Source organism: Pseudonocardia alaniniphila, assembly GCF_022524485.1.
Taxonomy (GTDB): domain Bacteria; phylum Actinomycetota; class Actinomycetes; order Mycobacteriales; family Pseudonocardiaceae; genus Pseudonocardia; species Pseudonocardia alaniniphila.
Genome location: NZ_JAKXMK010000028.1, coordinates 134,976 through 159,615 on the forward strand (window position 1 = coordinate 134,976; position 24,640 = coordinate 159,615).

Below are 24,640 nucleotides of genomic sequence, written 5' to 3' on the forward strand. Positions count from 1 at the left end.
TGCGTTAGCATCAGTGAGAACTTCGTACACGGGCGGGTGCGCTACATCATTGAGCGCCACGTGGATCAACTGAGCGACATCATGCTTGCGGCTCTTTACAAGCAAGGAAAGCCAGTTGACTCCTCATGGGCGAGTGTCCGTGATGCCGCGAAGAACTATCTGAGATTCGATATCTACTCGCTGGGTGAATACTTGCCTTTTGCTGGCTTGATTGAGGTGCGTAACGCCGCCCTGCACGGCGGGGGATCTCTCACCGCGCAGCAGCGAAAGCGAGAGCAAGACACGGTTCGTAAAATACGACAGGCAGGATTCGGACTGCGGGGCTATGAGATTGTGTCTCCGCCAGGGTCGGCATTATCCGTCGCACGCATGTGCGGGCGCATGATAGCGGCGATTGATTCGAAGACCTGGTCACCGGGCGGCGGTCTGGTTTCGGTTGGTCAGATCCCGTAGCCGCTCGCCGGGCGGGGACCGGCCGGAGGCCGCACGCCCCGGCCGGCGGGAAGCGGCGCGGCGCCGTCAGGCGCCGCCTTGAACAAGTAGGGAAAGTTTGAACACGCACGCTGTCGGTGGCATCTCGGTGGCAACGCTGTCGGTGGCTTGGGTGGCCGTCGACGACCGCCTCCGGTGGGCGCGGAGTTTCGTGAGCTGCGGCGACTGCTACGCGTGGCGCGGCGCGGTTTCCTCCGCGATCCAGTCCAGGTATTCGGGGTTCCCGTCGTAGATGGGGCGGGCGCTGATGCCCGGTACCTGGTACGGGTGGCGACCTTTGGCGTGCTCAACGATGGCGGGGACGAGTTCGCGTCGCGTATGGAGTGAGGCGCGCCCTTCGGTCCGCTCGTGGACCTCACCCTTCCACCGGTAGATGGATTGCACCGGGGAGAAGTTGTGGACGCTTGAGCAGAGGCGTCGGTCAACGAGCTCGCGGGTGAAGCGGCGAAGCCAGTCGGGGTCTGGTGCGGTGATCACGACCTCGCAGAGTTCGGTCATTGCGCGGTGGGCTCCCTCTCTCGGATCAGGTCGGTCATCGCCTGCTCGGAATCCTCGCGCGTCTTACCCATCGTCGCCCAGCCGGACATGATCTCGTCGTCGTACCCGAGGCCGACCCAGCGGCCGACCATGGACAGGCCGTGTGGGTGCTTCATGAACAGGTACATCGTTCCCTTGGAGCGGATCGATCCCTCGCTAGCCGCGTACCAGCCGGTGAGGACCTGGTTGTCCCAAAATCGGAGTTCACCGGTCCACAAGTAGCCGCCTTGATCTGCGGTCAGTCCGCGCTGCGTGGCCGCGATGTGGACCATGTCGCCCTCTTGGCGCATGTGCACGGGTTGTGTCGCGATCTTCTGGACTCCGTCCCGCCACGTCTGCCACGACGCCCACCAGTCGCCAGTGATGGTGACCCTGCTCGGGGCCCGGCCGGCTAGCTCGCTGATGGACACGCCCAGGGCATCAGCGATCGCGACGGCTACAGACAGCAGCGGCTGCTGCTCCCCGGCTTCGTACCGGCGAATCTGACGCGCGTCGACTCCTGCGGCGCGAGCCAGATCGCTCTGCGACAGCCCCAGGTCGGCGCGCCGCTGGCGGATCACATCGGACATCTCCACTGTCCCATCCTCCAAGGACCTCCTAGTCCTTGACAACCGGACTACCTCGCCCCACTATAGGACTTACTAGTCCGCTCCAAGGGCGAACTAGACCGCCCTCGGGGCGGGTCAGTCGCAACGAACGGGGAGGAGCAGCAGGTGAGGGACATCCCGGTGGTGCTAAGCGGTTACAAGCTGACGGTCGTCGAGCCGCCGGCGCCGAATACTCGCGATGACGGCAACGGCGGTCAGGTGGTGGTGACCGACCGGCAGGGTGTGACGCAGTTCGTGGTGGCGTTGTTCGCGAAGCTGCGGGTCGGCCCGGGTGAACGGGCGCCGAAGGGTGAGGAGATCAAGGTGACCCTGTTGACCGATCCGGGTCTGGGGTTCGAGGAGGACTCGCGGGTGGAGCTGGTGGACCCGCGGATCAACGCCTACCAGATCGATAGCCCCGACGGTCGGTCGATCTCGGGGATCTCGTTCAAGGCGATGGGGCTCAAGCCGGTGCGCGCCCCGCGGGAGGAGAAGTGAGCAGCGCGGAGCGGCGGATGACCGTGATCGTCAGCGCTCACGTGAACCCCACGACGGCGATCGACTACACGGTCTACCCGGCGGAGAACCGGGCGACGGTGTCGCTGGAGGGCTCCGGGCTCACGAACGTAACCCTGTTCGCCGAGCGCCCGGAGCTGGTGCGCCTGCGCGACGCCCTTGCCGCACTGGTGGCAGAACTGGACGAGAAACGAGCCGCGCTCAACGAGCACGAGGCGCATTCGGCGGCCTGACCGCCTCAATTCTTTCGGCGAGCCTCGTCGGTTCGCGACAACCACTGACATTCCCGCGGAATGGGGCGTGGGTGGAGTCATGCCGAAAACAGGGAGGTGACGCGGTGGTGTGTGCGGAGTGTACGGGCTCGGGGGCGTGCGACCCGTGCGATGGCTACGGGTTTTTCCCGGACTCGTTCCCCAACGCGGGTGACGGACCGGAATGCGATGTGTGTGAGGGCACCGGGACGTGCCCGGAGTGTTTCGGAACTGGTGAACAGCAGCGGGAAAACCGAGGAGTGGGTGTCAGTGCAGACGGTGAGTGAGAACAAGAGCCGCACGGCGGGTGTGGGCCGACTGGTGCGTCGGCTGGAGCGGGAGCGGCGCCGCTGGAACCGCGGGGACTCTCCGGTGGCCACCGAGCAGGCGTGGCGGGCCGGGGTCGCGGAGGGGCTGCGCCTGGCGCAGGTGGCGATCCGGAAGGGGGTCTGAGCCGGTGGCCACGGTGGGATCGACGGTCGGTGGCGCGGTCAAGGCCACTCGGGGGTGGGCGCAGCGTCGGGCGGATCGGCGCGCGGTGGCCCGGTTCGCCGAGTTCTGGCAGGCCCTCCAGGAGGTCGGCGACGCGCTAGCGGAGGCGCAGCGGGCGTCCAAGAACGCCGAGGACACGCGGTGGAAGGCGCGGAATCAGCGGCACTGGAACATCGCAACGGTCGATGAGGTGCGCGGCTCGTTGCGCCGCTGCAAGTCATCCCTGCGGATCGTCTCGGCGCAGGCGAAGCGGTTCGAACCGCAACTGATCGAGAAGGACTGGAGGCGCTGAATCCGATGCCCGAACACGTGGACCGCATCATCGAAAACCTCGACGAGTCGATGAAGAAGCTGCGCGACGCGATGCGCGACATCCCGATCCGGCGGGGCTCGTTCAAGAAGACCCACGACAACCTCGCCCGCGACGTCGCGCAGGTGGTCACCATGCTCGACGCCGCCCGCCCGGTACTGCGCAAGAACTGACACCGGCACGGCCCCTTTCCCGACCGTTCGGGCCGGGACGCACAACCAGCAATTGCGTCCCGGCCCGACCTGTCTCCGAAACCAAGCGTGAGGAAGAGAAATGGTTGCGTTTCTGAGCAAGAGCCGACCCCGGGGCGGGGGCGCGGTGGCCGGGCGTGGGTCGGGCCGCTCCACCGGCGGGGAGATCCGGGCGTTGCTGTGGCTGGCTCGCCACCCCGGCTGGGCGCTCCTTCCCGCCGTGGCGGTGTGGGCGCTGCTGGCGTTGGGCACGGTCACTGTCGGCTCGATCGCGGCCGGGCTACTGGCCGGGGTGCTGGTGTGGTGGCGATCCCATCCGCCCTCGTTCGACCGCTGCGCCGCACCCGTGCTGCGCTCGACCTGGCGGCGCTGGACGACCTACCGGGGCGCCCACTGGCGCGGGGTGCTGGACGACTGCGAACTGACCCGGGAGAACCGGCGCACCGGACAGGTCCTCGTCCCGCGGATCGTGCGCTTCCGGGCGGTCACCCCGTCGATCGACACCCTCACCGTCGCCCTCGTGCGGGGCCAGGACGTGCTCACCTGGACCGACCGCGCCCCCGCCCTGGCCGACGCGCTCGGCGCACACCGGGTCGCCGTATCGCGGGCCCGCCCGGGACGCCTGCGCGTGGTGGTCGAGCGGTCCATGCCGTTCGCTCGCATGCTCGACGCCCCCGCCATCCCGGCCACCGCGGACGAGGTGGACCTGCGGACGCTGGACGTGGGCGACACCGAACGCGGCACCCCGTTCCGCATCCGCATCCGCGGCAAGCACCTGCTCGTAGTCGGCGCCTCCGGCGCAGGCAAGGGCTCGCTGCTGTGGGGACCGCTACGGGCGATGGGCCCCATGATCCGCGACGAACTCGTGCGGCTGTGGGTCATCGATCTCAAGGGCGGCACCGAGACCGAACGCGGACAGGACCTGTTTCACCGCTGGGCCACCACCCCCGCCGACGCGCTGGAGCTGCTGACCGAGTTCCGCGACTCCATGCTCGCCCGGCAGGCGTGGATGCGCGAACACCAGGTGCGCACCTGCGAGATCACCCGCGAGACCCCGTATGAGCTGCTGATCATCGACGAGCTGGCGATGCTCACCGCCTACGGCGACCGCTCCGTGGTGCGCGACGCCCTGCGGCTACTCGCCGAGGTCCTCACCCAGGGCCGCGCCGCGGACCACACCGTGGCCGGCTACGTCCAGGAACCCTCCAAAGACGTCGTGGACGTCCGCGAGCTGTTCACCACCCGCATCTGCCTCGGTGTGACCGCCGCGTCGCATGTCGACATGGCGCTGGGTGACGGGGCCCGTGATCGGGGCGCGTTGGCCGATGAGATCCCCGGTGATGAGGCGCACGCCGGGATCGGGTTCGTCATCGACACCGGCTCCCGCCTCCCGGTGCGCTTCCGCGCCGGCTACGTCACCGACACGGAAATCGACGAACTCGTCCACCGCTGCACCCCCGGCCTGACCACCGACCAGCCGGACGCGGGCGAGGTGCTGCCCTTCCCCACCCCCACCGACCAGCCCGACCAGGACAGCGACGACCGGCACGACGACCAGGACGACTCGGAAGGAGGCGTGGCCTGATGAACCCCATCGACCAGCACCGCACTCGTGAGACCCGCATCATCACCGCCACCGTGACCGCGATCTGTGCGCTCGGCTTCGCCGCTGCGGTCGTGCCCGGTGCCGAAGCGCGCATCATCACCACCCTCGCCCTCGGCGCCGGCCTCGTGGTCGTGCTGCTCGTGGTGCGGGCGGTGGTGCGGCGGGTGCGCGAACACCTCGAAGACCGCGCCGACGAACGCACCGCCGCCGTGCTGCGCGCCCAGTACCAGGCCGACCACGCCCCACAGGGCGCCCCGGTCGCCGAGGACGTGGTGAGGGGGCGGGTCTGATGTGGTCCGTGACCGGATGGGTGTTCGCCACCTGGCTCAAGATCACCCTCCTGCTCGCCCTCGCCGTCCTGGTCGCGGCGCTGGTATTCGGCACAGGCTCCGGCTGGTTCTGGCTCGCCACCGCGGCTGCGGTCCTGGCGGAGCTGTACGTGATTCGTCAGCTCGCCCGGGAGTGGGGCTATGAGGCCCGGCTGTCCTGGTGGTGGTCACGGTGACCGCCCCACTGCAGGACGGGCTGTGGGGCGAACCCACCGCCACCCCGACACCGACAACGCAGCGCAGCGAGATCAACGACGTGGAGCTGGTGGCCTCCGTCATCCGGGCCGCGCTCTCCCGCGGGTATGTCCTCATCGGACCGGCCGATCGGGTCTACCTGCGCGACGCCGCCCCCGCCGGGAAAGCTCACGCGGTCGTGGTGGAGCCGGTACCCGCTTACGAGCAGGACACCGTGCGGCAGCTGCTCGACTCCGGCCACCTGAGCACCGGCGGGATCCACCACGTCCGCTACGGCCGAAACGACGGCCCCACCCACTCCGTACTGGTCCCGAAAGCAACCCGGGCGATGGTCAACCGGTGGGCCGCCCTCCGCCCCCTGACCAGCCGCCCCACCACCAGTGCGCCCGCGCCCGCACCGCACAAACTCACCGAGCGCAAGCCCGCGGGGGCGGGTAGCAGGCGGGGGAAGCGACCCTCGTGCGGACGGCTCCTGGTCGACGTGGTGCGCCCCGGGCTCGGGCTGGTCACCTGCGGCGGCGGGGACTTCTCCGGCTCCATCGTCCGCCAGGACGGCCACTACCTCGTCGAGACCGAACACGGGCAGGTCATCGGGCGCGCCGCCTCCTACCGCGCCGGAGCGCACCTGCTGGCCCGTCACCACGGCTACGACCCGGGCCCGGTCGAGATCGAACACGAGAAAGACCTCGCCTAACCCTCCGCTGAGCACGGGCGGCCCGCTCCTGGACACCGGCTTCCGGGCGGGCCACCCGCACCCACCCCGGCACGTCTCCCCGCCCCGCTCGCGCCCCCAAAGGACATCACCATGTCTCTCGCGAACTTCCGCCGACGCCCGGTCTCCCGGTTCTGGCTACACACCGGCGCCGCCGACAACTGCCGCTACGCCGAAGCCTTCCCCACCCACACCGAGGTCGACTGCTCCCAATGTGGATCGGTCATCCGCACCCAGCACACCGGCCCCGCCGCCAGCGCCGAATGCGGACCCCTCTACGTGGTCCTGATCGACCACTACCGCTTCGACTGCCCCGCCATCGAGATCACCCGGCGATGACCGCTCCCGCCACCACGGCTCCCGCCGACGTCCTGGACGCGATTAGTGCGCGGCTGCGCGATCCCGGCTACCGCACCTGGCGCACCCAGGTCGAAGCCACCGGCGGCTGCGCCGCCCCCATCCACTTGTCCGGCTCCACCCGGGTGCTCGACCGCGACGGGGCGGTGCTGATCGAACGCGGCGGGGAGATCCTCGCCCCGTGCGGGAACCGGCGCGAGTCGGTGTGCCCGGCCTGCTCGGACCGCTACGCCGGTGACGCCTTCCATCTCATCCGGGCCGGGCTCGCCGGTGATAGCAAAGGCGTTCCGGCTGCGGTGACCGGCAAGCCTCGGGCGTTCCTGACCCTCACCGCGCCGTCGTTCGGTCCGGTCCACACCCGCCGGACCGGGCGCCGCGCGCAGATCCTGCCGTGCGGGTGCGGGGACCGCCACCACCCCGACGATCCCCGCCTCGGCTCACCGCTCGACCCGGACACCTACGACTACGTCGGGGCGGTGCTGTGGCAGGCCCACGCCGGGGCGTTGTGGCACCGCTTCACCATCGCCCTGCGCCGCGCCCTCGCCACCGCCCTCGGCATCCCGGTACGGGCGTTCCGGGATCACGCCCGGCTGTCCTACGCAAAGGTCGCCGAGTACCAGCGCCGCGGGCTCGTGCACTTCCACGCGGTCCTGCGCCTCGACGGACCCGACGGACCCGGCGACCCCACCCCGACCGGGCTCACCGGCGACGTGCTGCGCGAGGTCGTGCGCCTCGCTGCCCGCACCGCCGTGCTCACCGCGCCCCGGCCGGACGGGACACCGCTGGTGCTGGAGTGGGGACGCCAGCTCGACCTGCGCACCATCACCCCCGCCCACGCCGCACACCTCGAGGACGAGTCCGGGGAGATCACCGACGCCGCACTGGCCGGCTACATCGCCAAATACGCCACCAAGGGCACCGGCGCGTCCGAGACGGCTGAGCGGCCGATCCGCGACATCGACCACCTACAGCACCTCGACGTCAGCCCCCACCACGCGGCCATGATCCGCACCTGCTGGGAGCTGGGCGCCCTGGAGCGGTACGAGGAGCTGGGGCTGCGCCGGTGGGCGCACATGCTCGGCTTTCGCGGTCATTTCTTGACCAAGAGTCAGCGGTATTCGACGACCTTCGGCGCCCTGCGCAACCAGCGCCGGACGTGGCGGCTGACCGAGGACCTGGTCCAGCTCGACCGCGACACCGAGGACCCGAACGAGATTCCCCTCGACCTGTCCACGGTCACGGTCGTCAACGACTGGCGCCTCGTCCACATCGGACACCGCGCCTATGCCGAACGAGAGCTGGCGGTTGCCATTGCGGAACGGAACCGACAGCAACGAAAGAGCAGAACTACGCAGAGGAGGACGGCGTGAGCACCGTCGCCAACATGCCGATCATCGATACTCACCGGCTGACATACACCGTCGATGAGGTGGCATTTCTGCTGAACATCTCGCGTGGAATCGCCTACCAGCATGTTCGTGACGGGCTGATTCCGGCGGAACGGGTCGGGCGGCGGTGGCTGATCCCGCGTAAGCGTTTCCATGCGTGGCTCGATGGACGGGCGGTCGCGTGATGGCCGGTGGTATCCGCAAGACTCCGGCCGGGAGCTGGCGGGCCTACTGGCGCGATCCCGCCCGGCGGCAGACGTCCAAGACGTTCCGCACCAAGCGCGAAGCCAGCGCGTTCCTGGCTCAGGTGACCACGGCGGCCAGCACCGGCGGCTACGTGTCGCCGCACGCCGGGCGGGTCCTGTTCGGCGAGCACGCCCGGCAGTGGATGGCCTCGTGGAACAACGAGAAGACCACCCACGCCCGCGACGCCTCCATCATGCGCACCCACGTCATCGCCCAGTGGGACACCTGGCCACTGGCGAAGATCGACCACATGGCCGTGCAGACCTGGATCACCGGCCTGTCCGCCCGACTGTCTCCGGCGACCGTCGCTGAGTGCCGCCGCCTGACCAGCGCGGTCCTGCGCTCCGCAGTGCGCAACCGGCTGATCCCGTTCAACCCGTGCGAGGACATCAAGGTCCCCAAGCGGCGCCGCCGCGACACCGACGACCAGGTCATCGACCGCCCGGTCTACCGGCACCGGCTGCTCCCGGCCGTCCCGGACCGCCACCGCGGGATCGTGGGCGTGGCCGGCGGATGCGGCCTGCGCTGGGGTGAAGCGGCCGGGCTCTGCCTCGACGCGCTCGACCTCGACCGCGGCATGCTGCGGGTGATCCGAACCGTGATCGAGGTCGCCGGGCACACCTCGTTCAAGCCCTACCCCAAGTCCACTGCCGGACGCCGCACCATTCCGCTTCCCGGCTGGCTCGTCACGATCCTGCGCGCGCACCTCGACCGATACCCACCGGGTGAGGGCGATCTCCTCTTTGCCAACGAGGTCGGCGGAGCGCTGCGCCGCACCCTGTTCCGCTCCCGGGTCTGGCGGCCATCGCTCGTGCGCGCCGGCCTACTCGGCTCGGTGACCCCGGACGGCGACGTCTATCTCGCCCACTGGATCGACGCCACCGGGAAACGGCACCGACAGCGCTTCGACACCGAACCGGCAGCCGTGAAGCACGTCGCACGCGAGCACGACGGCGGGCTGCGCTTCCACGACCTGCGCCACTCCTACGCCACCTGGCTCGTCGACGACGGAGTACCGCCCAACATGGTGCAGCGCGTCATGGGGCACGAGCGCTCATCCACCACGCTCGACCTCTACACCCGCCGCACCGAGGACTCGACACGGATCCTGCGCGCCCTCGACGACGAAGGTCCCGACGACGGGCCAACGAATGGCTTTGTGCCCGCGTGATGCCCTTCTGATGCCTCCCGGAGCGCTACAACGACAAACGGCCTGGCCGGAAGCTCTCGAAAGAGCATCTGACCAGGCCGTTTGGTGGTCGGGGTGACAGGATTTGAACCTGCGACCTCTTCGTCCCGAACGAAGCGCGCTACCAAGCTGCGCCACACCCCGGTGGCCCGTGGGCCGTGACCAACTCTAGCCGACGTCTGCGGGCGCCGACGCGCGGGTTGCCTGCGCCGACGCGACCACCGACGGGCGGGGCACGAGCGTCAGCAGGCTGGCCTCGGGCGGGCAGGCGAACCGCACGGGCGCGAACGGTGAGGTGCCCAGACCTGCGGAGACGTGCAGCCATGTGTGGGCGCCCCACCGGGAGACGCCGCGGGCGCGGGAACGGTCGATCCCGCAGTTGGTGACGAGCGCGCCGACGCCCGGGACGCGCAGCTGCCCGCCGTGGGTGTGGCCGGCGAGCACGAGGTCGTAGCCGTCGCCTGCGAACCGGTCGAGGACGCGCGGCTCCGGGGAGTGGGTGAGTCCCAGCCGCAGGTCCGCCTGGCGAGCGGGGCGGCCGGCGATGCGGTCGTAGCGGTCCAGCCCGAGGTGGGGGTCGTCGACACCGGCGGCGGCGATCGTGGCGTCCCCGGCGGTGAGGCTCACCTGTGCGTGGGTGGCGTCGGCCCAGCCTCGCTCGACCATCGCGGCCCGCAGGTCGCGCCACGGCAGCGGGGCGCCGTGATGGCGTCGCTTGCTCTTCACCAGGTAGCGGGCCGGGTTCTTCGGGGTGGGCCCGAAGTAGTCGTTGCTGCCGAAGACGAACACGCCCGGGTACTGCATCAGCGGCCCGAGGGCGGCGACGACGGCGGGCACGGCGCGAGGGTGGGCCAGATTGTCGCCCGTGTTCACGACGAGGTCGGGCTCCAGCGCGACGAGCTCGGCCACCCAGCGCTGCTTGCTGTGCTGCCGCGGGGTGAGGTGCAGATCGGACACGTGCAGGACACGAATCGGGCGCGCACCCTCCGCCAGAACCGGCAGCGTGGCCTCGCGAAGCGTCCATCTCCGGCGCTCGATCCCCGCCGCGTACGCGAGCGTCGCCGCTCCCGTGGTGGTGGCGCCGAGAGCGATCCGAGCCCAGCTGTTCACCCGGCCAGGGTACGGCGAATGCTGGTTCCAACGCGATCCCCTGTATTTCGGTGACGAACTCTTGACTCCGCACCCCGATCGCGGCGACCCGAGGCCGGGTATCTACGCGGACACCCAGGCGGACATGCATTAGCGTGCAGCGCCGTGAGCACCTTGAAGGAGCAGCTGCGGACGGACCTGACCGCCGCCATGAAGGCTCGCGACGAGCTGGTGAAGGCCACCCTGCGGATGACGCTGACGGCGATCGGCAACGCGGAGGTCGCCGGCACGCAGGCCCGCGAGCTGGACGACGCCGAGATCATCAAGGTGATCACGAAGGAAGCCAAGAAGCGCGCCGAGTCGGCGGAGGCCTTCGCCGCCGCCGGCCGCGACGAGCTGGCCGCTCAGGAACGCGCTGAGGGCGAGGTGCTGGCCCGCTACCTCCCGGCCCAGCTGTCCGACGACGAGCTCGCCGCGATCGCGCGCACAGCCGTGGAGGAGACCGCCGCCGAGCTCGGCGAGCAGCCCGGACCGCGGCAGATGGGGCAGGTCATGAAGAAGGCCACCGCGGCCGCCGCCGGCCGTGCCGAGGGTGGCCGGGTGGCCGCCGCGGTGAAGGCCCTGCTCGTTCCCTGAGAAGTCGTGCTCCCGGCCTACTTGGCGGGAGCCTTCTTCCGGGTGGTCGTGGTGCGCTTCTTCGGTGCCGGCCCGCGCGCCCGGCGTTCGGCCAGCAGCTCCGAGGCGCGCTCGTCGCTGATCTCCTCCACGCTGTCGCCCTTGCGCAGCGAGGCGTTGGTCTCGCCATCGGTGACGTACGGGCCGAACCGCCCGTCCTTGATCACCATCGGCTTGCCGGTGGACTTGTCCGCGCCCAGCTCACGCAGCGGCGGAGTGGCCGCGGCGGTGCGGCGGCCGCGCTGCTTGGGCTGCTTGTAGATCTCCAGCGCCTCGTCGAGCGTGACGGTGAACAGCTGCTCCTCGGTGGCCAGCGACCGCGAGTCGGTGCCCCGCTTCAGGTACGGCCCGTAGCGCCCGTTCTGCGCGGTGATCTCGGCGCCGCTCTCGGGGTCGGTGCCGACCAGCCGCGGCAGCGAGAGCAGGCGCAGCGCGTCCTCCAGCGTGACGGTCTCGGTCGACATGTCCTTGAAGAGTGATCCGGTGCGCGGCTTGGGCTTGGCCGGCGCCTTCTTCTTGGAGCCGTTGGCGGTGGCCTCCGGAGCCACGGGCTCGGGAAGGATCTCCGTGACGTAGGGCCCGTAGCGGCCCTCTTTCGCGACGATCTCGTGGCCCGTGGTCGGGTCGACGCCCAGGGAGCGGCCCTCCTGCGGCACCGAGAACAGCTGCTCGGCGACCTCGGGGGTGAGCTCGTCGGGCGGGAGGTCGTCGGGCAGGTTGGCCCGCTGGGACTGCCCGTCGCGCATGCGCTCGAGGTACGGGCCGTAGCGGCCGACGCGCACCACGACGTCGTCGAACACCGGGACGGAGTTGATCTCCCGGGCGTCGATCTCCTCGAGGTTGATCCCGACGAGCTTCTTCAGCCCGCCTGCTCGTGCCACCGATCCCGTGCTGCCCTGGTCGGCGCCGAAGTAGAAGCCCGAGAGCCAGTCGGTGCGACCCTGCAACCCGGCGGCGATCGAGTCGAGCTCGTCCTCCATCGCGGCGGTGAAGTCGTAGTCGACCAGCCGCCCGAAGTGGTGCTCGAGCAACCCGACCACCGCGAACGCGATCCACGACGGGACGAGCGCCTGGCCCTTCTTCCAGACGTACCCGCGGTCCTGGATCGTCTTGATGATCGACGCGTAGGTGGACGGGCGGCCGATCCCGAGGTCCTCGAGCGTCTTGATCAGACTCGGCTCGGTGAAGCGCGACGGCGGGTTGGTCGAGTGCCCTTCGGGCGTCAGCTCCGCGGCGGTCAGCGCCTGGCCCTGCGTGAGCTCCGGCAGCCGCGACTCGGCGTCGTCGGCCATGCCACCGGCCTGGTCGTCGACGGTCTCGACGTAGGCCTTGAGGAAACCGGGAAAGGTGATCGTGCGCCCGGACGCGGCGAACGTGACCGCCTCGCCAGTGGCCGCGCTGCCGCCGATACGCACGCTCACGGTGGTGCCGCGGGCATCGGCCATCTGCGAGGCGACCGTGCGCTGCCAGATCAGCTCGTAGAGCCGGAAGTCGTCGCCGTCGACCTCACGGGCGATCTCGCCCGGCGTGCGGAAGGTGTCGCCGGCGGGCCGGATCGCCTCGTGGGCCTCCTGAGCGTTCTTCACCTTGCGCGTGTACTGCCGCGGCTGGGCCGGGACGTAGGCGTCGCCGTACAGGTCGCGGGCCTGAGTGCGGGCGGCCTGGATCGCCGACTCCGACAGCGTGATCGAGTCGGTACGCAGATAGGTGATGTAGCCGTTCTCGTAGAGCCGCTGCGCGCTGCGCATCGTGCGGTCGGCGGAGAAGCGCAGCTTCCGGCCGGCCTCCTGCTGCAGCGTGGATGTCATGAACGGGGGGTACGGCTTGCGGGTGTAGGGCTTCGACTCGACGGACTCGACGGTGAGACCACGGCCCTGAAGCGCCTCGGCCAGCCTGCGGGCGCTCTCCTCGTCGAGGACGCGGGCGGTCTCCCTGGCGCTGTCCGCGCTCTTGAGACGGCCGTCGGGGCCGAAGTCGCGCCCGGTGGCCACCCGGGTGCCGTCGATCGAGACCAGGCGCGCGGGGAACTGACGGGGGCTCGCCTCGACACCGGCGTCGAGCTGCGCGGCGATGTCCCAGTACGACGCCGACACGAACGCCATGCGCTCGCGCTCGCGCTGCACGATGATCCGCGTGGCCACCGACTGCACCCGGCCTGCCGAGAGCTTCGGCATGACCTTCTTCCACAGCACGGGGGAGACCTCGTAGCCGTAGAGGCGGTCGAGGATGCGGCGGGTCTCCTGCGCGTCGACGAGGTCGTGGTCGAGATCGCGCAGATTATCGATCGCGGCGCGGATGGCAGGCTCGCTGATCTCGTGGAACACCATCCGGCGAACCGGGATCCGCGGCTTGAGCGTGTCGAGCAGGTGCCAGGCGATGGCCTCGCCCTCGCGGTCGGGGTCCGTTGCGAGCAGGACCTCGTCGACCGACTTCAGAGCGTCCTTGAGCTCGGCGACCTTGCTCTTCTTCTCGGGCGTGATGATGTAGAGCGGCGTGAACTGGTTGTCGACGTCCACCCCGAGCCGCGCCCATGCCTCGCCCTTGTACTTGGCGGGGACGTCGGAGGCGCCGCGCGGAAGGTCGCGGATGTGCCCGACGGAAGCCTCGACGATGTAGTCGTTACCGAGGTACTGCTGGATCTTCTTCGCTTTCGTCCCGGACTCGACGATGACGAGCCGGCGTGGCGGTCGCCCGTTGGCGCTGACCGCAGCTGTGCCGTTGGGCCGACCCGGGGCGGCCTTCGCGGCAGCCTTCCGGCTGCCCGTGCCCCTCGGGGTCGCGGGCTTCGCACTCGTCGTTCCGGTTGCCACCTGGTCCTACTCCATCGTCTACGGCCGTTTCGGCGCCGCGCACCAGCCGTCCTGCTGGGTTTCCGCGCCGGATGCGCGGACGTGCCCGGACACCGAGTATGCGGGTCCTCCGTTCCGGCAGTACCGGAACCTAGACTTCACCCGCCCACCTAGCGTGTCGCCCTCATCACACCGAGCGTCGCCCGGCGGAGCGCCTGCGACACCGTGTCGGCCTGCGCCGCGCGAGCGTAACCAGCTCGTCAAGACGCAGCCCTGCCCCAGCATCGGGGCCAGTCAGCGGTGTCGGCCCTGGCCGGAACCGGGCCGACGAGCTCGACGAGCCGTTGGACCCGTCGGGTGCCGCTGATCCGCAGCGCCTGTCCGCTACCCACCCTCGCGGGTGATATTCCGGCTCTGGTGGCCGCGGCCACCAGAGGTAAGTGGGTTTCAGGGGCGTGCGGGTCGAGCCCGAGCAGGTAACCGCCCCGCTCGTCGGGCTGGCCTGCGGCCAGAGCCCACAGTCGTAACGCCGCCCCGTCCAATTGCCATCCCGCCGGGACCGTTTTGACCGCCCCGTGTGTCCACGCCCGTGCCAAACCCACCAGATCGCAGCGGAACGCCGAGCGTAACGCGGTGGCCCCGCTCTCCGTCCGTACCGCCTCCATCCGGATGCCGGTGGCGGCGCACGCTGCCGCGAGCGCTGGTGCTCTGGCGGGATCGGGCAGCACGATCGAGAGCCGGGCCTGATCGCCCGCTCCGAACCTGACGATCTGTCCCGGCCCGCACAGCAGCCCGGCCAGATCGCTCACCCGCGGAGGGCGGGCATCGGCGGAGAACAGCGACAGCTGCGACACGAGCGCACAGTAGAACACGCGTTCGAGCGTTGTGGCCAGGGCGCGCCGAAAGATCGACGCTCTCGGGCGTCAGAGGAAGAAGGCGGCAAGCGCCTGATGGCCCTTCCGGGCGCCGGTCGGATCGTCGACGACCGTGCTGGTCAGCGCGGGGCGGTGGCCGACAACGCGGAGAGCTGCTGGCACTGCGTCGCCCGTTCGGCGGCCTTCTGCAATCGGGGCGTGGCGCTCAGGTCGGCCAGCGGGTTCGGGGGAGTGATCGCGTCGAAGGTCGACTGGGCCTGGTTGAGCGCGGCCATGACGGACTCGGGGTTGTTCGCGTCGGCAGCGTCCACCGCGGTCTTGGCTCCGGTGAAGTCCTGCTCGAGGAACTCCAGCGCGCTCTGGGCCCGGCCCACGGCGTCGTTGCCACCCTGCACCGGTGAGCGGCCGATCGAACCGAGCTGCGAGCGGCCCTGCTGCACTCCGTTGAGGACCGTGCCGAGGTAGTCGCTGACGGCGCCCTTGACGGTGGGCAGGTCGGCCCCCGCCGGGATGGCGGGCGGCGTCGTGGCCGGCACCGCGAAGCTCATGACGGCCCCGCAGAGGCGGTCGGCCCAGGCCACTGGATCGCTCCCGGGGCCTTCGGTCGGGGTCGGGGCAGGGTCGGCGCCGGGGTTGCCGGCGACCGTGGTCGTGCAACCGGCGAGGACGCCGGCGGCGACGAGCACGGCGACAGCCGTCAGGGCGGGGCGGGTCGAGCGAGTCATACGCCGGCTCCGGATCGGTGGAAGGTCGGCGTCAGTGTGCCCGGGGCCCTCCGGCGCTGATCATGGAGGTCCGGCCGACCCGCAGCGCCCCGCCCCGGGCCGGCGTCGGTCCGCTGCGTCAGCCTCCGGTCTGGCGTTCGACCTGCTGGCAGTTCGGCGCCTGCGAGCTCGCCCGCTCCAGCTCGGGGCTGGTCTGCAGATCGACCGTGGGGTCCGGCATGTTCGCCAGCTGCTCCAGCGGCGCGACGGCCTTCGGCAGCTCGGTGCGCAGCGACTGCGGGTTGGTGGTGTCGACCGCGTCCACCTGGGTCTTGGCGTTCTGGAAGGAGGTCCGGAACGTGGTCAGGGTCTGGGTCAGCCGGGTGATCACGTCGTCCCCGCCCGCCACCGGGGAGGGGCCTACGGCCGCAATTCCGTTGATCGCCGAGTCGGCCGCGGTCGCGCCCTGCCCGAGGTAGTCGCTGATGCCCTTCGCGAGCGCTGTGGGGTCGGACGCGGTGTTGAGCTGCGGTGGTGTGCCTGCCGTCTTGACGAACGGCAGGAGCGCCCCGCAGACGCCGTCCACCCACTGCACGGGATCTCCCGCAGCGGTGGCAGGGGACTGTCCGGCCGGGGCAGCCGTGCCCGAGACGGCAGACGTGCAGCCCGCGATGCCCACCACTAGCGCGGCGAGCGCCGGAAGCAGCAGTACCGGACGCGGTGTGGTTGACATGCTGCTCCTGGATCGAAGGTGATGTGGGCGGTCAGTGTGCCGCGTTGGCGGGCGGTGCACCGCGACAGGCCGGTCAGCGAGCAGGTGACGTCGTCGAGCGGACCTGCTGGCAGTTCGCGGCCTTGTCGGCGGCGGCCTTGAGCTCGTCGTTGGCCTGCAGTCCGGCGGTGGGGTCGGCCATGTTCCGCAGCTCCTGCAGCGGCGCGAGCGCCGTCGGAAGGGCAACGGACATGGTCTGGACGCTGGACGTGTCGACGGTGGTGAGTTGTCCGCGCGCCGCGTCGAAGCCGGTGCGGATCTGGGTCAGGGCTCCCTTGAGCCGGGCGACGTACTCGTCACCGCCTGCAACCGGCGATGGGCCGATCGCGTCGAGTGCGGTGATGGAGCCCTGCACGGCGGTGCCCGTGGCAGTGAAGTAGTCGCCGAGCCCGCGAACGGTCGCGACGGGGTCGGCCCCGTTCACTTGCGGCTGCGTCGTGGCCGCCCGGGCGAAGCCGGACAGCGCACCGCAAACCTGGTTCGTCCAGGCCACCGCCTCGGCGTCGCTGTCACCCCCGGTGCCGCACCCTGTCACGACGAGGAGAACGAACGCCGAGGCGAGTGTGTAGGTGAGCCTGCGAGTACTCATGCGGTCCTCCCGCAGCGGTGCGCATCATGACGCGCGGCGCGCGTCGATTCGCGGGGGAAGGTACTGGTAGGCCTCAGAACGGCCGGAGGCCGCCCACCCGAACGGGTGAACGGCCTCCGGACAGGGACGAGCGGTCAGCCGACCGAGCTGGCTGCCGGGGTGTCGGCGATCGAGGTGGAACGCCGCTTGGAGACGACGATCGCGGCGACGATGATCGCGACCGCCACGAGCGCGATGGCGATGCGCAGCGGGGCCGAAGCCGACGGGCCGACGGAGAACGTCACGACCGCCGGGGCGATCAGCACCGAGACCAGGTTCATCACCTTGATCAACGGGTTGATCGACGGACCCGCGGTGTCCTTGAACGGGTCGCCGACCGTGTCACCGATGATGGTGGCCTCATGGGCGGACGATCCCTTGCCGCCGTGGTTTCCGTCTTCCACCAGCTTCTTCGCGTTGTCCCACGCGCCACCGGAGTTGGCGAGGAAGACCGCCATCAGTGTGCCGGCAGCGATGGCGCCGGCCAGGTAACCGGCCAGCGGGCCGACGCCGAGGCCGAAGCCGACGGCGATCGGGGCGAAGATCGCCAGCAGGCCGGGGGTGGCCAGCTCACGCAGTGAGTCGCGCGTGCAGATGTCCACGACGCGGCCGTACTCCGGGCGGACAGTGCCTTCCATGATCCCGGGGTTGTCCCGGAACTGGCGACGCACCTCGAAGACGATGGCGCCCGCCGCCCGGGTGACCGCGTTGATCGCGAGCCCGGAGAACATGAACACCACCGACGCACCGATGATCACGCCGACGAGGGTGTTCGGGGCGAAGACCTCGAAGGCGAACGCGGTGCCGGCATCCTGCAGGGTGCCGCCCGCGTCGGCCAGAGCCTGGCCGATGGCATCGCGGTAGGAGCCGAAGAGCGCCGTGGCCGCGAGCACGGCCGTGGCGATCGCGATGCCCTTGGTGATGGCCTTCGTCGTGTTGCCGACCGCGTCGAGCTCGGTGAGGATGCCGACCCCGGCCCCCTCGACATCGCCCGACATCTCCGCGATGCCCTGCGCGTTGTCCGAGACGGGCCCGAACGTGTCCATCGCGACGATGACGCCGACCGTGGTGAGCAGGCCGGTGCCCGCGAGGGCGACCGCGAACAGCGCAACGGTGATCGAACCGGTGGCCAGCGTGAACGCACCGAACACCGCCGCGCAGATGACCAGCGCGGTGTAGACCGCCGACTCGAAGCCGATCGAGATGCCGGCGAGGATGACGGTGGCGGGACCGGTGAGCGAGGACTCGCCGACGGTCTTGACCGGCTTGTCCTCGGTGCCGGTGAAGTAACCGGTGAGCCAGAGGATCACGCCCGCCAGCACGATGCCGATGATGACGGCGATCGAGGCGATCAGCCGCGGGTCGCTGCCTGCCATGGCGGCAACGACCGTGGTGTCGGTCGGGTTCGTCAGTCCCTCGAAGCTGCCCGGGAGGTAGACGTAGGCGGCGATCACGCACAGCACCGCGGAGATGACCGCGGAGATGTAGAAGCTGCGGTTGATGGTGGTCAGGCTGCTCTCGCCCTCGCGGGTGCGGGTGATGTAGACACCCACGACGGCGGTGATCACACCGATGGCCGGCACGATCAGCGGGAAGAGCAGGCCTTGCAGGCCGAAGGCGGCGGTGCCGAGGATCAGCGCGGCCACCAGCGTCACGGCGTAGGACTCGAACAGATCGGCGGCCATGCCGGCACAGTCACCGACGTTGTCGCCGACGTTGTCGGCGATCGTCGCGGCGTTGCGAGGGTCGTCCTCGGGAATGCCCTGCTCGACCTTGCCGACCAGGTCGGCGCCCACATCCGCGGCCTTGGTGAAGATGCCGCCGCCGACACGCATGAACATGGCGAGCAGCGCGGCGCCGAAGCCGAAGCCCTCCAGCACCTTCGGTGCCTGGCCGGCGTAGACCAGCACGACCACGGCCGCCCCGAACAGACCGAGGCCGACGGTGAACATGCCGACCACGCCACCGGTGCGGAACGCGATACGGGTGGCCTTCTCCCGGCCGCCCTCCTCGCGCGACGCGGCGGCGACGCGGATGTTGGCGAAGGTCGCGAGCCGCATGCCCAGGTTGCCGATTGTGGCAGAGAACACAGCGCCGACGATGAAGAAGATCGATCGCCCGATGCGCTCGCCGAGGTCGTCCGCCGGGAGAGCGAAGAGCAGGACGAACACGATCACGACGAATATGCCGAGCGTGCGGAACTGGCGGTTGAGGTACGCCGTGGCGCCTTCCTGGACCGCTCGGCCGATCTCCTGCATCTTGGAGGTGCCCTCGCCCGCGGCGAGTACCTCCCGGCGCAAGACGAAGCCGATGGCCAGGGCAGCAAGGGCGACCACCGCGACCACACCGACGAGGATGCGATCATTCGCTCCGAGCTCGAGGCCCTGGGCGAGGGTGGACGTGGACATCCGTCCTCCTGGTTCAGTGAATACCGGGCCAGGGAACTCCAGACGGCACCCCTGGCGTCTCGAAACCCGTCGCCGCAGGTGGGCGCGGTGCAGGCGTCTGCAGTCTATGGGTGGTACGTAGGGCACCCGCGAGTGAGGGGCAGGGGGGCGCTAAGCTTAACGATCTGATCACGAGTCGGTTGATTACGGTTGGGATCCGAACTTGCCGATGGTGTCGATCGTGAAGTTCACGTGACGGTCAGCGCTCCCTCACACCGGACACAGTTCCTGGTCATCACCTGCACCCTCGCTCTGCTCGTCGCCGTGCCCGTCGTCGCGGCCAGTGGGCTCGGCCACGCGGAGGCCAAGCCCGGCGGTGGAATGGCCTTCAGCGACCCGTCTGCGAGGCCCTCCGGTCAGCTCAGCGCTGCCATACCGGGCGTCGAGGCGCTGGCCGCACCGGTTGCGCCCGCCCCCCGCACCGGACTCGCCCAAGCCGCCGTCGACGCTGCGCAGGGGGCAGCAGCGGGCGCCACGGAACTCGCCGTCGCCGTGCTGGATCGCGAGACCGGCGAGCTCGCGCTCGGTGCGCGGGGCGGGGAGCCGTACTACACCGCATCGCTGTCCAAGGTGCTCGTCGCCGTGGATATCCTCGACCGCAGGCGGCTCGACGGCCTGGCCGTCGCCGACGCCGACATCACCCTGCTGAACCGGGCACTGGGGCCCAGCGACGACAACGCCATGAACGCGCTCTGGAGCCGCTTCGACGGTGTCGGCGGCATCGGGAGGGTCAGCAGCCGGGTGGGGCTCACCGGCACCACAGGGCCGCGAGATCCATCCCAGTGGGGCGAGGTGTCGATGTCGGCCGAGGACACCGTGCGGACCTGGCGGTACTTGCTCGAGGACATGCCCGCCGCCGACCGCGATCTGCTCGCCTCCGCCATGGAGGCCGCTCCGGCGCGGGCGGCCGACGGGTTCAACCAGGCGTTCGGGCTGCTCGCCCCGGCGGTGGACGGGCCGGACGCCCCGGGAGCGGTGGCCAAACAGGGCTGGATGTGCTGCTTCTCGGGGAAGTACTACATCCACAGCACGGGCGCGGTCGGCGGCGATCGCCGCTTCCTGATGGCCCTGCTGGCCAGGGTGCCCCGCGCACCGGGCTGGGAGGCCGCACGCCAGGAGATGACGCGAATCGCCACCGCGGCGGTGCAGGCGACGGCCTGACCGTCGGACCGATGTGCCAACCTCGAACACCGTGGGTGGCGGGAACGGACGAGCCGGGGGTGCCGCGGGGCCGGAGGTGAGCGCGCAGCCCGGGCGCGGCGAGATCCTGCTGCGCCGAGTGCTGGCCGGGGCCGGGGCCGAGCCACTGTGGCGGCCGACCGACGGGCCGGAAGCGCACGACGCCGAGGACGCGGCCGGCCCGCTGCGCCACTCCGTGCGCATGCCCCCACGGCCCGGCCGGCCCGTCGAGTGGCCGGGTTGGGTGCCGCAGGAGGTTTTGGAGGCGTTCGGCCGCTCCGGTGTGCAGGCACCGTGGAGCCACCAGGCCGAGGGGGCAACGCTGGCCCACACCGGTCAGGACGTCGTGGTGGCCACAGGCACGGCGTCGGGCAAGTCGCTCGTCTACCAACTGCCCGTGCTCGCCCGGTTCGCCGCGGACCCCCGCGCCACCGCGCTCTATCTGTCGCCGACGAAGGCACTCGCGGCCGACCAACTCCGGGCACTCGACGCTCTCGGCCTGCCGGACGTGCGGCCGGCACCGCTGGACGGCGACACCCCGATCGATGCACGCGACTGGGCGCGCCGCCACGGCCGGTGGCTCTTCAGCAACCCGGACATGCTGCACCGATCGCTCCTGCCGCAACACGGACGCTGGACGGCCTTCCTGCGCAGGCTGCAGTTCGTGGTGGTGGACGAGTGCCACACCTACCGCGGCGTCTTCGGCTCGCACGTCGCGCTGCTCCTGCGCCGTCTCTTGCGCGTCTGCGCCCGCTACGGCTCGCGCCCCACGCTCGTGCTGGCCTCCGCCACCGTGGCGGAGCCCGCTGCCTTCGCGTCCCGGCTCACCGGTCGTGACGTCGTGGCCGTGACCGACGACGGCTCGCCGGGAGCGGGGCGCACCGTCGCGCTGTGGGAACCGCCGCTGCTGCCCGAGCTGACGGGGGAGAACGGCGCCCCGGTGCGGCGGGCGGCGGGCGCCGAGGCCTCGCGGATGCTCGCCGACCTGGTGGTGGAGGGCGCACGCACCCTCGCCTTTGTGCGCTCCCGCCGTGGGGCGGAGGTGACCGCGCTGGGTGCGCAACGGCTGCTCGCCGAGGTCGACCCCGCGCTGGCTGAGCGCGTGGCCGCCTACCGCGGTGGCTACCTCCCCGAGGAGCGCCGGGCGCTCGAGGCGGCGCTGGTGCGTGGCGAGCTGCTCGGGGTGGCCACCACGAACGCGCTCGAGCTGGGCGTCGACATCGCAGGCCTCGACGCGGTGGTGGTGGCGGGCTTCCCGGGCACGAGGGCGTCGTTCTGGCAGCAGTCCGGTCGCGCGGGACGGGCCCGCGACGAAGCGCTGGTGGTGCTCGTGGCCCGCGACGACCCCATGGACACCTACCTGGTCCACCACCCGGAGGCGCTGCTCGGAGCCCCGGTGGAGGGCTGTGTGCTGGACCCGCTCAACCCCTACGTTCTCGGCCCGCAGCTCGTGTGCGCCGCGGCCGAGCTCCCCGTGACGGAGCACGACGTGTCGGAGGTGTTCGGGGGCGCCGCGGCGGCGGACGTGCTGGACGAGCTGGTGGCCGATGGCGTGCTGCGGCGCAGGCCCACCGGCTGGTTCTGGCCGTCGACGCGGGAGCGCCCCGCGGCGTCGGTGGACATCCGGGGCTCCGGCCTGGGCCAGGTGGCGATGGTGGAGGCCGAGACCGGCCGGATGCTCGGCACGGTGGACGGCCCCTCGGCCCCGGCCACCGCGCATCCCGGCGCGGTGTACCTGCACCGCGGGGAGAGCTACCTGGTCGAGGAGCTCGACCTCGAGGCCGGTGTCGCGCTCGTGTGCCCCGCCGACCCGGACTGGCGCACCGACGCCCGATCCACGGCCGACGTGGAGGTGGCGCGGGTACTCGCGCACCGCGACCTCGGCGACGTGCGCGTGTCGTTCGGTGAGGTGACGGTGACGTCGCAGGTGGTGGCATATCAACGGCGTGCCCCCGACGGCACCGTGCTGGAGACCACGCCCCTCGACCTCCCCGAGCAGACCCTGCGGACGCGTGGGGTCTGGTACGACATCGACGAAGGCGCACTGATCGCTGCAGGGGTGCCGCCCGTGCGGATCCCGGGGGCGCTGCACGCTGCGGAGCACGCGGCGATCGGCCTGCTCCCACTGTTCGCGATCTGCGACCGGTGGGACATCGGCGGGATGTCCACGGCCCTGCATCCGCAGACCGGTCGCCCCACGGTGTTCGTGCACGACGGGCATCCGGGCGGCGCGGGGTTCGCCGAGCGAGGGCACGCCGTGCTGGCCGCATGGCTGACGGCCACGCGAGACGCCATCGGCGGCTGCGAGTGCCGCACGGGCTGCCCGTCCTGCGTGCAGTCGCCGAAGTGCGGCAACGGAAACGTGCCGCTCGACAAGGCGGGCGCTGTGATCGTGCTGAGCGTGGTGCTGGACACACTGTCGGCGCCGGGACCAGCGGAAACCGCGTCGCTCCCGCTGCACACGGAGCAGGTTTCCAAGTAGCCGTCGTCGGCCGGCCACATCGGGGGCCGGGCCGGCCGACGACGGCCGGAGCGCGGTGGAACCGGTATCGGGGTGGGCGTCGGGGGGGACGCGCCGGCCCCACCGCAGCCTGGGGAGCGAGCTCGTGGTCCGGTGGCCGGGGCCGTTCGGAACCACGTCAAGTAGGCGCGCCCTGTCCCGTGTGTCGCCAGTGGCCGTCGCCCATCGGTTCGGCAGCCACGACGAGCGTTGCGGTAGTGCGCCGAGTCGTCGGACGGCTGGCCAAGCCGGACGAATCGGGTTGATCGACAGCGGCCTGCCCACCCGTCGAAGAAGGCCTACCGTTCGCCGCGCAGATTTCCGGATGGTGGAGGAGAGATCGGAAAGGGCTGGATGAACGGTGCGCTGAACGCTCGCAGAACAGGATCCGCATTTGCCGGAGTCGACGCGTGGGGCGCGAGATGGTCCGTCCCCGGCACTACCAGTGCGGAGAGCGCGGCGGACGGGGACGGCAGGGCCGGGCTTGCGCCTGGCGCGGGCGCCGAGATGGTGGGTCGTGCCCTGGTCAGCGGGCGATGGAGCTGCCGGCGGCTCGGGTTCCATCGGCCCCGCCCGGGCCCGACCGACGGCCACGGCGCCGGAAAGCGCGAGCGGCACCGGGACGTGGACCTCGACCAGAGCGTCCCATCCCGACAGCAAACATCGGATGACCTCGCCGCCCATCTCCTGTGCGATCACCTCGGCCCGCTGACAGGCGGTGACCGCGCCGTGGACGGCCTGCCCGGCTACGGCGAGCGCTGCCAGGTCGGCTGCCGCTTCGGCCCGGTGGCGGGCAGCAACAGCGGCGCCGAGGTGAAGACCGAGCAGGAGCGCAGCCATGATCACGGCAGCGCCCGCGGCGGCCCATACGGTGGCGATCCCCTCGTCGTGGGTGGGACGTGCCCGGCGTGGCGTCATGACCCGATGGCCCCGGGTTCGAGGGCGGCGACGGCGCGACCGCCGACCCGAAGGGGGAGCGGCCGCAGCAGATCGTGGGAGACCTCCGCGATGACGAGGTCGTCCCGATGCACCAGCTCCAGGCGAGCACCGGTGGGCGCGAGCTCGGCGGCCACAGTGCGACCGCGGTCGGCCTCGCCACGGGCGGCGAGCCGGGCCATCTCGCGGGCGGCGTCGATGCAGCGGATCGCCGCCGCCACCGCGACGACCGAGGCGACCGCGACCACGAGGAACACCGCGAGGCTGCACAGGGCGAGAGCCGCTTCCACGGTGACGGCGCCGGCGTCCGCCCGCCCCCGCCGCTGCCACGGTGATCGCCGGTCGCCCGCACACCGGAGCTCGCGCCGGCCCGGCGAACGCTGCCCCGCGCGCGCCACCGGTGTGCGGGCGATCATCAGAACGTCACCGACAACGCGCGTTCGACGAGCTCGGTGAGGGCCGTGACGATCGACTCGCCGCTGACCACCGCGTAGAGGACGGCGGCGAACGCGGCGGCGGCAATGGTCCCGATCGCGTACTCCACCGTGCTCATGCCCGCGTCGTCGTGGCGGAGCGCCCGCAGGCGGGTGGATGTGTTCACTGGTGTGGGGATGGTGAGCAGGGACATCAGATCTCCTTCGTGGTGGA

Annotated in this window: 28 protein-coding genes, 1 tRNA gene and 1 pseudogene; 17 read left to right on the forward strand and 13 right to left on the reverse strand. The window is 70.9% G+C overall.

The features are described from left to right. Positions 1-60 precede the first annotated feature (60 nt). Positions 61-453, forward strand: coding sequence for a hypothetical protein (locus MMF94_RS29420; RefSeq protein ID WP_241040499.1), 393 nt, complete (start codon positions 61-63; stop codon positions 451-453). A gap of 207 nt (positions 454-660) precedes the next feature. On the opposite strand, the gene cutA is transcribed toward MMF94_RS29420, so the two are convergent. Both cutA and MMF94_RS29430 read right to left on the reverse strand, forming a co-directional pair. Further along, entirely contained in the window at positions 661-990 is a 330-nt protein-coding gene (gene cutA / locus MMF94_RS29425) for a divalent-cation tolerance protein CutA (protein ID WP_241040500.1), read from the reverse strand. Continuing rightward, positions 987-1,598, reverse strand: coding sequence for a helix-turn-helix domain-containing protein (locus MMF94_RS29430; RefSeq protein ID WP_241040501.1), 612 nt, complete (start codon positions 1,596-1,598; stop codon positions 987-989). The genes cutA and MMF94_RS29430 overlap by 4 nt, the downstream gene beginning before the upstream one ends. 144 nt (positions 1,599-1,742) lie before the next feature. Here MMF94_RS29430 and MMF94_RS29435 point away from each other — a divergent pair, with 144 nt between their 5' ends. The 13 genes from MMF94_RS29435 (at position 1,743) to MMF94_RS29495 (ending at position 9,380) form a co-directional block, all read left to right on the forward strand. Further along, entirely contained in the window at positions 1,743-2,114 is a 372-nt protein-coding gene (locus MMF94_RS29435; protein WP_241040502.1) for a hypothetical protein, read from the forward strand. Further along, a complete protein-coding gene (locus tag MMF94_RS29440) occupies positions 2,111-2,365 on the forward strand; it encodes a hypothetical protein (RefSeq protein WP_241040503.1) in 255 nt (84 codons plus the stop codon). Before MMF94_RS29435 ends, MMF94_RS29440 begins: the two co-directional genes overlap by 4 nt. Positions 2,366-2,653: 288 nt before the next feature. Then, entirely contained in the window at positions 2,654-2,836 is a 183-nt protein-coding gene (locus MMF94_RS29445) for a hypothetical protein (protein WP_241040504.1), read from the forward strand. A gap of 4 nt (positions 2,837-2,840) precedes the next feature. Next, the gene (locus tag MMF94_RS29450; protein WP_241040505.1) at positions 2,841-3,167 is read left to right on the forward strand and encodes a hypothetical protein; all 327 of its coding nucleotides are present in this window, start codon (positions 2,841-2,843) and stop codon (positions 3,165-3,167) included. Positions 3,168-3,172: 5 nt separating this feature from the next. Continuing rightward, complete coding sequence (locus tag MMF94_RS29455) at positions 3,173-3,358, forward strand: hypothetical protein (RefSeq protein ID WP_241040506.1); 186 nt, start codon at positions 3,173-3,175, stop codon at positions 3,356-3,358. 100 nt (positions 3,359-3,458) lie between these two features. Further along, entirely contained in the window at positions 3,459-4,961 is a 1,503-nt protein-coding gene (locus MMF94_RS29460; RefSeq protein ID WP_241040507.1) for an FtsK/SpoIIIE domain-containing protein, read from the forward strand. Further along, positions 4,961-5,272, forward strand: a complete 312-nt coding sequence (locus MMF94_RS29465) for a hypothetical protein (protein ID WP_241040508.1) — start codon at positions 4,961-4,963, stop codon at positions 5,270-5,272. The genes MMF94_RS29460 and MMF94_RS29465 overlap by 1 nt, the downstream gene beginning before the upstream one ends. Beyond that, complete coding sequence (locus tag MMF94_RS29470) at positions 5,272-5,487, forward strand: hypothetical protein (RefSeq protein ID WP_241040509.1); 216 nt, start codon at positions 5,272-5,274, stop codon at positions 5,485-5,487. Before MMF94_RS29465 ends, MMF94_RS29470 begins: the two co-directional genes overlap by 1 nt. Beyond that, entirely contained in the window at positions 5,484-6,200 is a 717-nt protein-coding gene (locus MMF94_RS29475; RefSeq protein ID WP_241040510.1) for a hypothetical protein, read from the forward strand. The genes MMF94_RS29470 and MMF94_RS29475 overlap by 4 nt, the downstream gene beginning before the upstream one ends. A gap of 111 nt (positions 6,201-6,311) precedes the next feature. Next, a complete protein-coding gene (locus MMF94_RS29480; protein ID WP_241040511.1) occupies positions 6,312-6,557 on the forward strand; it encodes a hypothetical protein in 246 nt (81 codons plus the stop codon). Next, the gene (locus MMF94_RS29485) at positions 6,554-7,945 is read left to right on the forward strand and encodes a replication initiator (protein ID WP_241040512.1); all 1,392 of its coding nucleotides are present in this window, start codon (positions 6,554-6,556) and stop codon (positions 7,943-7,945) included. Before MMF94_RS29480 ends, MMF94_RS29485 begins: the two co-directional genes overlap by 4 nt. Then, entirely contained in the window at positions 7,942-8,148 is a 207-nt protein-coding gene (locus MMF94_RS29490; RefSeq protein ID WP_241040513.1) for a helix-turn-helix domain-containing protein, read from the forward strand. Before MMF94_RS29485 ends, MMF94_RS29490 begins: the two co-directional genes overlap by 4 nt. Continuing rightward, positions 8,121-9,380, forward strand: a complete 1,260-nt coding sequence (locus tag MMF94_RS29495) for a site-specific integrase (protein WP_241040514.1) — start codon at positions 8,121-8,123, stop codon at positions 9,378-9,380. Before MMF94_RS29490 ends, MMF94_RS29495 begins: the two co-directional genes overlap by 28 nt. 85 nt (positions 9,381-9,465) lie before the next feature. Here MMF94_RS29495 and MMF94_RS29500 read toward each other — a convergent pair. Both MMF94_RS29500 and MMF94_RS29505 read right to left on the reverse strand, forming a co-directional pair. Beyond that, positions 9,466-9,542 (reverse strand) — tRNA-Pro (locus MMF94_RS29500). A gap of 24 nt (positions 9,543-9,566) precedes the next feature. Continuing rightward, positions 9,567-10,508 (reverse strand): metallophosphoesterase, encoded by a 942-nt coding sequence (locus MMF94_RS29505; protein WP_241040515.1) that lies wholly within the window; start codon positions 10,506-10,508, stop codon positions 9,567-9,569. Between the two features lie 144 nt (positions 10,509-10,652). Between MMF94_RS29505 and MMF94_RS29510 the strand changes: the two genes are divergently transcribed. Further along, positions 10,653-11,123, forward strand: coding sequence for a GatB/YqeY domain-containing protein (locus MMF94_RS29510; RefSeq protein WP_241040516.1), 471 nt, complete (start codon positions 10,653-10,655; stop codon positions 11,121-11,123). Between the two features lie 17 nt (positions 11,124-11,140). On the opposite strand, the gene topA is transcribed toward MMF94_RS29510, so the two are convergent. From topA to MMF94_RS29540, 6 genes are all read right to left on the reverse strand, one after another. Further along, a complete protein-coding gene (topA, locus tag MMF94_RS29515; RefSeq protein ID WP_379660242.1) occupies positions 11,141-13,972 on the reverse strand; it encodes a type I DNA topoisomerase in 2,832 nt (943 codons plus the stop codon). A gap of 239 nt (positions 13,973-14,211) precedes the next feature. Then, positions 14,212-14,805: a hypothetical protein gene (locus tag MMF94_RS29520; protein ID WP_241040517.1), complete on the reverse strand. Its 594-nt coding sequence runs from the start codon at positions 14,803-14,805 to the stop codon at positions 14,212-14,214. 140 nt (positions 14,806-14,945) lie between these two features. After that, positions 14,946-15,551, reverse strand: coding sequence for a hypothetical protein (locus tag MMF94_RS29525; protein WP_241040518.1), 606 nt, complete (start codon positions 15,549-15,551; stop codon positions 14,946-14,948). A gap of 118 nt (positions 15,552-15,669) precedes the next feature. Continuing rightward, a complete protein-coding gene (locus MMF94_RS29530; RefSeq protein WP_241040519.1) occupies positions 15,670-16,263 on the reverse strand; it encodes a hypothetical protein in 594 nt (197 codons plus the stop codon). Positions 16,264-16,336: 73 nt separating this feature from the next. Next, complete coding sequence (locus tag MMF94_RS29535; RefSeq protein WP_241040520.1) at positions 16,337-16,891, reverse strand: hypothetical protein; 555 nt, start codon at positions 16,889-16,891, stop codon at positions 16,337-16,339. A gap of 134 nt (positions 16,892-17,025) precedes the next feature. Further along, positions 17,026-19,338, reverse strand: a complete 2,313-nt coding sequence (locus tag MMF94_RS29540) for a sodium-translocating pyrophosphatase (RefSeq protein ID WP_241040521.1) — start codon at positions 19,336-19,338, stop codon at positions 17,026-17,028. A 231-nt stretch (positions 19,339-19,569) separates the two neighbouring features. Here MMF94_RS29540 and MMF94_RS29545 point away from each other — a divergent pair, with 231 nt between their 5' ends. Then, entirely contained in the window at positions 19,570-20,538 is a 969-nt protein-coding gene (locus tag MMF94_RS29545; protein ID WP_241040522.1) for a serine hydrolase, read from the forward strand. Positions 20,539-20,614: 76 nt separating this feature from the next. Beyond that, on the forward strand, positions 20,615-23,038 hold the full coding sequence (locus tag MMF94_RS29550) for a DEAD/DEAH box helicase (protein ID WP_241040523.1): 2,424 nt from the start codon (positions 20,615-20,617) through the stop codon (positions 23,036-23,038). Between the two features lie 642 nt (positions 23,039-23,680). Here MMF94_RS29550 and MMF94_RS29555 read toward each other — a convergent pair. From MMF94_RS29555 to MMF94_RS29565, 3 genes and pseudogenes are all read right to left on the reverse strand, one after another. Next, positions 23,681-23,974 (reverse strand): annotated as a pseudogene (locus MMF94_RS29555) (Rv3654c family TadE-like protein); the annotation flags it as partial. After that, positions 23,971-24,408: a TadE family type IV pilus minor pilin gene (locus MMF94_RS29560; protein WP_241040524.1), complete on the reverse strand. Its 438-nt coding sequence runs from the start codon at positions 24,406-24,408 to the stop codon at positions 23,971-23,973. The pseudogene MMF94_RS29555 and the gene MMF94_RS29560, both read right to left, overlap by 4 nt. Continuing rightward, on the reverse strand, positions 24,408-24,620 hold the full coding sequence (locus tag MMF94_RS29565; protein WP_241040525.1) for a DUF4244 domain-containing protein: 213 nt from the start codon (positions 24,618-24,620) through the stop codon (positions 24,408-24,410). Before MMF94_RS29565 ends, MMF94_RS29560 begins: the two co-directional genes overlap by 1 nt. Between the last annotated feature and the right edge of the window lie 20 nt (positions 24,621-24,640).